Below are 7,953 nucleotides of genomic sequence, written 5' to 3'. Positions count from 1 at the left end.
GGGCGGGGAGAAGTGTATACGAGACCGGGGCGGGCAGGGCGGCGGCGGTTGCGGCGGCGGCCCGGGTGGCGCGGGGCAGGGTCAGCAGGCGCAACAGCAAGGCTGAGCAGCGGAGTTGCAACAGCACTGCCTGCTTGAGGAACCGCAGGGCTTGAGCATCAAAACCCCCTGCGCACCGACGTCCCTTAGGGGCGCGGGGCTGTATNNGCGCGACCAGCCACAACGGCGCCGCACTCACCCGCGTCCCCAGCCCCCCACTACGCATTCCAATGCAACCGCCCGATACTGATCAACCGCATCTGCCGAGCAACCCGATCCACAACCACTGCCCGCTCCTCGGCAGCCGCATCCAACGTCTCCAGGAACAACGAGGCGACGATCAGCATCTGATCCACATACAACTGGGCCAGCATCAACAGATCCCCCTCACTCCACCCCCCCGCCTCGGAATCCTTCGCCAACTCATCCCGAACCTCCTCGGCGAACCGAGCGAGTTGCGCACGGATGGCCTCCCGAACAGGCTGAACCCCCCCATGCCGCTCACGAGCGATGAACCGCACATGCGCCGGGTGAGCCGACACATGCCCGTCGATCAACTCCATCGCCCGGGCGATCCGCTGCTCGGGATCATCCGTGGCGATGACGGTCGTACGGATCATCGGATGCAGACTCCCGAGCGCCTGCTCGACGAGGGCGACCCCGAGGTCGGGGATGGACCGGAAGTGCCGATAGAAGGCGGTCGGCGCCACACCCACGGCCCGCGTCACCTCGCGGAGCCCCAAGCTGCTGAGGCTCTGCTCCTCCAGCAACTCGAGCGCGGCGTCCAGAAAGGCCTGCCGGGTCTTCTGCTTCTGTGCCTGGCGGACGCCCACGGTGTGACTCATCTCTCCAGTTAACAACTGTTCTCCGTAATCGCAAAGCCGGCCACAGGGACTAGACTCCCAAGTCAGTGAACAACTGTACCCACAACTGTTCACTCACCTGTAACGAGCCTCGCGAAGGGATCCCCCGATGTTGTTCCTGGTAGCCGCGCTCCTGCTGCTCGGCGTAGCCATGGGCACGGTGGCGCACGCCCCGCTGAGCGTCACGCTGATAGCGGCAACGGTGATAGCGGCCTGGCTGGCGATCTTCGCGATCCGCGAACGTACGACCCGCCGCCGCACCACCGGCCCCCGAAGGGAAGCCTGATGCTCCGCCTCACAGCAGCCCCCACCCCCACGTCCCAGTCCACCCCCCGAGACCCGGACGGCATGGCGGTAGCGTCATTCATCCTGGGCCTGGTAGGCCTCCTGGTCCTCAACCTCTTCCTGGGCCCCATAGCCATAGCCCTGGCAACGATCTCCCTACTCCGAGGCACAACCCGCCAAGGCCGAGCCCTCCTGGGCCTAACTCTGGGCATAGCGGACCTGATAGTCCTCTTCGCCTTCATGCAGGCAGACGCATCAATCTCCTGGAGCTTCTAACCCCACCCCACCCCCCAGCAGCGGGCAGTCGTGCCGCTAGGCGCTGTCCGGCGGGTCATGTGATCACTAGGATCCGGGAGCGCCCGTTCGCTCTTGATCAACGCCAGGGGACCGGGTGTGCGGCAGTGCTGAGCGGTGCAGATCCGGTGCTTTCCGCAGCGGACGGCGAACGGGGGGCCTGTGGGGAGTCGGCGGCTGCATGGGTGGCCCGGGGCGGCGGTGGCTCTGCTGCTCGCGGTATCCACTGCCCTGCTCCTGGGCAGGTCGTGGACCGCCTGCGACGTGGGGGTGAACAACGCGGCCAACAGCGGTTTCCTGCTGTGGCTGTTCATCCCGGGCTTCTGGACGGTCCTGCTGCTGGCCTGGGTCGCGGTGGGTGCCCTTCTGGGAAACCGTCCCCTTCTCCATGCCCTGGCCCTCGCGGTGGCGCTCCTCGGTGTCGTCTGGTGCGCCGTCTCGACCTTCTGGGAGGGCGCCGGCACTCCCCTGTGCCCCAGCGGCGTGCCCCCGTGGTGGCCGGGCTTCCTCCCCGTCCCGGGATTCTGAAGGCCGGTCCCGGCTTGGGCCAGAGGCGGACTGCCGCTGCGGTGACGGTGCCGTGAAAGACACAGGCTCGTCTGTCGTAACAGGTTGCGACAGCCCGGGAGTTCGTGAGGCGGTCGATGGTCCGCTTGACCTCGTTGCGACACCGGTAGGTCTTTTCGGCGGATCCGGTCCAGGACTTCGGCCATCCGCGGGGCATCGCCCCACTGGCCGGGAGTGATCAGGAGAGCCATCGGGCGGCAGCCGCCTTCCCCGGCGAGGTGAATCTTGCAGGTCAGTCCGCCCCGGAACCGCCCAAGCCCCTCGTCGGGGCGGTGGTACCGGGGCGTCGTCCTTTTCCCGGAACACGCGGTGTGGCCTTGCGGGCTCCGGCCGCGTGCTGACAGGCACGGCAGGAGGTCCCAGGTGCCGTCCGCCGACCAGCGGCGATGCCTCTCGTAGACGGATCTCCAGCAGCCGTATCGTTCCACCGGCCCCCCGCCTGCCGGAAGGCGGCAGATGCGGCTCCACGAGCGACCACTCGCGATTCGTCAGATCTCCCCGCCCCATGACCACACCAACGAGCACCTGACCGGGCAGTCGCATAATCCGCCGGACACTGCCTGGGGGTGGCACGGGTGGGCGCAGCGGCGCCCCGCACGCGCAGGTATGCGACACGCACCTACCTCGGCCCACCATGGACCCGCACCCGTACACCCCACCCCCAGGCCCGTACAATCGCTGAACCATGGCCTACCTCGACCACGCCGCAACCACCCCGATGCTCCCCCAGGCGGCAGAGGCACTGACCGCGCACCTGGGAGTCACCGGCAACGCCTCAGCCCTGCACGCGGCGGGCCGCAGAGCCCGTCGTACGGTCGAGGAGGCGAGGGAAACCCTGGCGGAGTCCCTCGGAGCCCGCCCCAGTGAGGTCGTCTTCACATCGGGCGGCACGGAGGCGGACAACCTCGCGGTGAAGGGGCTGTACTGGGCGAGGAGGGACGCGGATCCGCAGAAGACCCGCGTACTCGCCAGCCCCGTGGAGCACCACGCCGTGCTGGACGCGGTCGACTGGCTGGCGGACCACGAGGGCGCGACGGTCGAGTACCTCCCGGTGGACGCGTACGGAAGGGTCCACCCCGACGCCCTCCGGGAGGCGATCGAGAGGAACCCCGAGGACGTGGCCCTCACCACGGTCATGTGGGCGAACAACGAGATCGGCACGGTCATGCCGATCCGCGAACTCGCGGCGGTCGCAGGCGAGTACGGCATCCCCCTGCACGCCGACGCGGTCCAGGCGTACGGCCAACTCCCCCTGGACTTCACGGAGTCGGGCCTCGCCGCGATGACGGTCTCGGGCCACAAGATCGGCGGCCCGTACGGCATCGGCGCGCTCCTGCTGGGCCGCGAGTACACCCCCGTACCGGTCCTGCACGGCGGCGGCCAGGAACGCCACGTCAGATCGGGCACGTTGGACACCCCGGCGATCGCGTCGTTCGCGGTGGCGGGCCAACACGCGGCGCGGAACAGGGAGTTGTTCGCGAGGAGGATCGGCGCCCTGAGGGACACCCTCGTCGAGTCGGTCCGTACGGCGGTCCCGGACGCGATCCTCGGCGGCGACCCGTCCCCGGAGGGCCGCCTCCCGGCGAACGCGCACTTCACGTTCCCGGGCTGCGAGGGCGACTCCCTGCTCCTGCTCCTGGACGCGCAGGGCATCGAGTGCTCGACGGGCTCCGCCTGTACGGCGGGTGTGGCCCAGCCGAGCCACGTCCTGCTCGCGGTGGGCACGGACCCGGACCTGGCGCGAGGAACCCTCCGCTTCTCCCTGGGCCACACCTCCACGGAGGCCGACATCGAGGCGGTCGCCAAGGCGATCGGCCCGGCGGTGGAACGCGCGAGGGCGGCGGGGCTGACGTAGCCCCACGACGTAGCCTTACGGGGATGCGCGCGCCGGCCTTCGTGTGCGCACCCCTCCCCGCGTACCCCTGCCCTCACGCCTCCGCCTTGGACAACGCCTCCTTCGCCTCCGCGACGAGCTTCATGTACCGGTCCCAGTCCCAGTGCTCCCCGGGGTCCGTATGGTCCGTCCCCGGCACCTCCACATGCCCGATGATGTGCTCCCGGTCCACCGGAATCCCGTACCGCACGCACACCCCCGCCGCGAGCCGGGCGGAAGCGGCGTACATCGCGTCCGTGAAGTCCTCCGGCCGGTCCACGAACCCCTCGTGCTCGATCCCGATGCTGCGCTCGTTGTACGAGCGGTTCCCCGCGTGGTACGCGACGTCCAGCTCGCGGATCATCTGGGCGATCCGGCCGTCCTGCCCGACGATGTAGTGCGCGGCGGCCAGGTGCCCGGGGTCCTGGAACGCCTGCACGGCGCTGGCGAAGTCCCCCTGGGTGACGTGGACGACGATCATGTCGACGTCGTAGTCGTCGGGCCGGTCCGCCCACCGGAAGTTCGCGTCGGACGCCTCCACCCACCGCGCGCCCGCGAAGTCGACGGCGCCCTCGACGCGGGGCCGCTGGTTCCCGGGCAGCTTCCACCACAGCCGCGACAGATCGTCCCGCGCGACCACGGCCGTACCCCCGACCGCCGCCGCCACACCCCCGAAGATCAGCGCCCGCCGCCCGATGCGCCGCTCGCCTTCCCGCTGTCTCGACCCCATGGAACCCCTCCTCGCACTGCCCCCACATGATCCCCAACGCTTATCCGTGAGCCCGGGTTCCCGGCGCCCCGTACCCTGGAGGGGCTATGACTGAGACCGCGCGCCCCCTCCGAGTCCTCGCCGCCATGTCCGGCGGGGTCGATTCCGCTGTTGCCGCTGCCCGAGCAGCGGAAGCCGGCCACGACGTGACCGGTGTCCACCTCGCCCTCTCGGCGAACCCGCAATCGTTCCGCACGGGCGCGCGAGGCTGTTGCACGATCGAGGACTCCCGCGACGCGCGCCGCGCGGCGGACGTGATCGGCATCCCGTTCTACGTCTGGGACCTCGCGGACCGCTTCCGTGAGGACGTGGTCGAGGACTTCGTCGCCGAGTACGAGGCCGGCCGCACCCCCAACCCCTGCCTGCGCTGCAACGAGAAGATCAAGTTCGCCGCCCTCCTCGACAAGGCCCTCGCCCTCGGCTTCGACGCGGTGTGCACGGGCCACTACGCGAAGGTCGTCGTCGGCGAGGACGGCACACGCGAACTGCACCGCGCGAGCGACATGGCGAAGGACCAGTCGTACGTCCTCGGCGTCCTCGACGAGAAGCAGCTCGCGCACGCGCTGTTCCCCCTCGGCGACACGGTGACGACGAAGGACGAGATCCGCGCCGAAGCCGAACGCCGTGGCCTCGCCGTCGCCAAGAAGCCCGACTCCCACGACATCTGCTTCATCGCCGACGGCGACACCCAGGGCTTCCTGGCGAACCGTCTCGGCAAGGCCGAGGGCGACATCGTCGACGAGTCCGGCACGAAGCTCGGCACCCACGAGGGCGCGTACGGCTTCACGATCGGCCAGCGCAAGGGGCTGCGCATCGGTACGCCGGCTGCCGACGGCAAGCCGCGCTACGTCCTGGACATCTCGCCGGTCAACAACACGGTGACGGTCGGCCCGGCCGAGGCCCTCGACGTGACGGCCCTCACCGCCATCAAGCCGCGCTGGTGCGGGACGGTTCCCGTCGGGGCTGCGGTCTACACGGCCCAGCTGCGCGCGCACGGCGGCGAGACGGAGGTCACGGCGGAACTGGTCGCCGGGGAACTCCAGGTCGCGTTCACCGAGCCCGTACGGGGCGTGGCCCCCGGTCAGGCGATCGTCCTCTACGACGGGACGCGGGTCGTCGGCTCGGCCACGATCGCGACGACCACGCGGCGCGAGACCGCGAACGCCTGACGGGTCAGACCCCGAACAACGCCGCCGCGTTGTCGTGGAACACACCCCGTAGCCACTCCCTGCCCAGCCCCAGCCTCTCCAGTGCCTGGAGCTGGTGCAGGTACGGGTACGGGATGTTCGGGAAGTCCGTGCCCAGGAGAATGCGGTCACCGAGGTCGGCGAGCCGGGGTACGACGTCCGGCGGGTGCGGCATGAACGACTCGGCGAAGTCGGTGAACGTGATCGTCGTGTCCAGCCGCACTTCCGGGTACCGCGCGGCGAGGTCCAGGAACTCCCCGTACTCCGGCATCCCCATGTGCGCGATGATCAGCCGGAGTCGGGGGTGCCGCGCGAGGACCTGTTCGATCGGCTCGGGCCCTGTGTGCTTGCCCGGCGTGGGCCCCGACCCGCAGTGGATGACGATCGGCACACCGGCCTCGGCGAGCAACCCCCATACCGGGTCGAGAAGTTCGTCGGCGGGGTCGTAACTCCCCACTTGCACATGCGCCTTGAACACCCGCGCACCCGCCTCGACCGCCTCCCGGACGTACAACTCGACGTCGGGCTCCGGGAAAAGGGTCGCGGTGTGCAGGCAGTCGGGCGTACGCCCGGCGAAGTCCGCGGCCCACCCGTTCAGCCAGCGGGCCATCCCGGGCTTGTGCGGGTAGAGCATCGCGGTGAAGGCACGGACACCGAAGTCCCGCAGGAGGGCGGTGCGTTCGGCTTCTTCGACGCGGTAGGTGATGGGCCAGTCCCGGCCGGTGAGGGGGCCGGCGGAGTCGAAGTACTCCCACACTTTGTGGAGGACGCGGGCGGGCATGAAGTGGGTGTGGACGTCGATGAGTCCGGGGAGGTCGAGGTGGTGCCAGAAGGCGCGTATCTGCTCGGCTTCCGGGGTCACAGGGACCTCACGAGGGTGGTGAACGCGTTCCGGCTGAGGGTGAACGTCCGGCTGGGGACCTTGCTGTCGCGTACGGCGATGTGACGGTCGAGGACGGCGACCTCGACGCAATTGTTGCCGCCGTCTCCGGTGTACGACGACTTGATCCAGCGGGGGCCGGACGTCTGTGCCACTCTCAGAGTTCCCTTGCGATGGTGCGGATGAAGTCTCTCGACTTCGTGCTGTTCAGCGCCACCTTATCGACCAGGGTGAGCTTCTTGCGGAAGTTGGCCAGCTGTGTGGGGGAGTCGACGAACATGCCACCGGTCGGGGTGTCCAACTGGACTGTGTCGAGGTGGAGGTTGGGCCCGTCCGCGTACAGCACCGAAGCGTCTCCGAACAGCGGGAACCCGCCGACCGCGAACGGGATCACCCGGAGGCTCACATTCGGGCGCTGACTGGCCTCCACGAGATACCGGAGCTGTGCGCGAGTGGTGTCCCGGCCGCCGATCTGCATCCGGAGGGCGGTCTCGTGGATGTAGCCCACGTACGGGGTGGGGTTGTTCCCGGTGATCACCTGCTGACGCCCCAACCGGTGGGCGACCCGTAGTTCGAGTTCCAATCGGGGCAGAGGCGGCACGACGAGCTCGAAAATGGCGCGGCAGTGGTCCTCGGTGTGGAACAGGCCAGGAAGATGGGCGACTTGCACCGTCCGCAGTCGTACCGCGAAGTCCTCCAGCGCCGACACGTCCAGGAAGGTCGGAGGGAGCTTGCCGCGGTACTCCTCCCACCAACCGGACTTTCGGCCGCCTGTCATGGCTGCCAACGTTTCGATGAGCGCGTCGTTGTCGCACTGGTAAATGGTTGCGAGTCGCCGCAACCGTTCTTCGCTGATGCCGAACCTCCCCGCCTCCACGTTGGAGATGACGGTGCGGTCCGTCCCGAGGTGCTCGGCAGCTATGGGGACGGACATGTTGGCCGCCTCGCGCAAACGCTTGAGTTCCACACCGAATCGGCGCTGAAGGATCGTCGGGGACTGGCGCGGTGCCATGGAACCTCCTTGGTCGCCGCACAGTGTGTCGACCCCTTTCCGGCCCCGTCCAGCAAACGCCAATAAATAACCCTTTCGTGTGACCAGGTAGCACCGTTAGAAAAGTTCCCTTTATGTTGTGAGGCGCATCACTCACCCGTCCCCGGAGGCCCGCATGGACATCCCCACCCTCGAACCCCTCCCC

At 68.9% G+C, this 7,953-nt stretch carries 10 protein-coding genes and 1 pseudogene; 5 read left to right on the top strand and 6 right to left on the bottom strand.

Translation table 11 applies throughout. The features are described 5' to 3' along the window. Positions 1–257: 257 nt before the first annotated feature. On the bottom strand, positions 258–884 hold the full coding sequence (locus tag AOK24_RS21335; RefSeq protein ID WP_055721663.1) for a TetR family transcriptional regulator: 627 nt from the start codon (positions 882–884) through the stop codon (positions 258–260). A 127-nt stretch (positions 885–1,011) separates the two neighbouring features. Here AOK24_RS21335 and AOK24_RS49270 point away from each other — a divergent pair, with 127 nt between their 5' ends. From AOK24_RS49270 to AOK24_RS21325, 3 genes are all read left to right on the top strand, one after another. After that, positions 1,012–1,188: a hypothetical protein gene (locus AOK24_RS49270; RefSeq protein WP_165854455.1), complete on the top strand. Its 177-nt coding sequence runs from the start codon at positions 1,012–1,014 to the stop codon at positions 1,186–1,188. Next, entirely contained in the window at positions 1,188–1,463 is a 276-nt protein-coding gene (locus AOK24_RS50905) for a hypothetical protein (protein ID WP_055721662.1), read from the top strand. Before AOK24_RS49270 ends, AOK24_RS50905 begins: the two co-directional genes overlap by 1 nt. A gap of 219 nt (positions 1,464–1,682) precedes the next feature. Beyond that, positions 1,683–2,009 carry a hypothetical protein gene (locus AOK24_RS21325; RefSeq protein ID WP_055721661.1) on the top strand — a complete coding sequence of 109 codons (327 nt, stop codon included), beginning with the start codon at positions 1,683–1,685 and terminating at the stop codon, positions 2,007–2,009. A 19-nt stretch (positions 2,010–2,028) separates the two neighbouring features. Here AOK24_RS21325 and AOK24_RS46155 read toward each other — a convergent pair. Continuing rightward, positions 2,029–2,555 (bottom strand): annotated as a pseudogene (locus AOK24_RS46155) (transposase family protein); the annotation flags it as partial. Between the two features lie 178 nt (positions 2,556–2,733). Between AOK24_RS46155 and AOK24_RS21320 the strand changes: the two are divergent. After that, the gene (locus tag AOK24_RS21320; protein WP_055721660.1) at positions 2,734–3,903 is read left to right on the top strand and encodes a cysteine desulfurase family protein; all 1,170 of its coding nucleotides are present in this window, start codon (positions 2,734–2,736) and stop codon (positions 3,901–3,903) included. A 73-nt stretch (positions 3,904–3,976) separates the two neighbouring features. Here AOK24_RS21320 and AOK24_RS21315 read toward each other — a convergent pair whose 3' ends face one another. Then, entirely contained in the window at positions 3,977–4,651 is a 675-nt protein-coding gene (locus AOK24_RS21315) for an N-acetylmuramoyl-L-alanine amidase (protein ID WP_055721659.1), read from the bottom strand. A gap of 86 nt (positions 4,652–4,737) precedes the next feature. Between AOK24_RS21315 and mnmA the strand changes: the two genes are divergently transcribed. Further along, positions 4,738–5,859, top strand: coding sequence for a tRNA 2-thiouridine(34) synthase MnmA (gene mnmA, locus AOK24_RS21310; protein WP_055721658.1), 1,122 nt, complete (start codon positions 4,738–4,740; stop codon positions 5,857–5,859). Positions 5,860–5,863: 4 nt separating this feature from the next. On the opposite strand, the gene AOK24_RS21305 is transcribed toward mnmA, so the two are convergent. The 3 genes from AOK24_RS21305 to AOK24_RS21300 are packed head-to-tail and all read right to left on the bottom strand — an operon-like array spanning position 5,864 to position 7,769. Further along, positions 5,864–6,739, bottom strand: a complete 876-nt coding sequence (locus tag AOK24_RS21305) for an amidohydrolase family protein (RefSeq protein ID WP_055721657.1) — start codon at positions 6,737–6,739, stop codon at positions 5,864–5,866. After that, on the bottom strand, positions 6,736–6,912 hold the full coding sequence (locus tag AOK24_RS46150; RefSeq protein WP_079056921.1) for a DUF397 domain-containing protein: 177 nt from the start codon (positions 6,910–6,912) through the stop codon (positions 6,736–6,738). Before AOK24_RS46150 ends, AOK24_RS21305 begins: the two co-directional genes overlap by 4 nt. A 2-nt stretch (positions 6,913–6,914) precedes the next feature. After that, entirely contained in the window at positions 6,915–7,769 is an 855-nt protein-coding gene (locus tag AOK24_RS21300) for a helix-turn-helix domain-containing protein (protein WP_055721656.1), read from the bottom strand. Between the last annotated feature and the right edge of the window lie 184 nt (positions 7,770–7,953).

Origin of the sequence: Streptomyces niveiscabiei (genome assembly GCF_001419795.1) — a bacterium.
Taxonomy (GTDB): domain Bacteria; phylum Actinomycetota; class Actinomycetes; order Streptomycetales; family Streptomycetaceae; genus Streptomyces; species Streptomyces niveiscabiei.
Note: the sequence above shows the minus strand (reverse complement) of the source record. Positions and strands in the feature narration are given on the sequence as shown.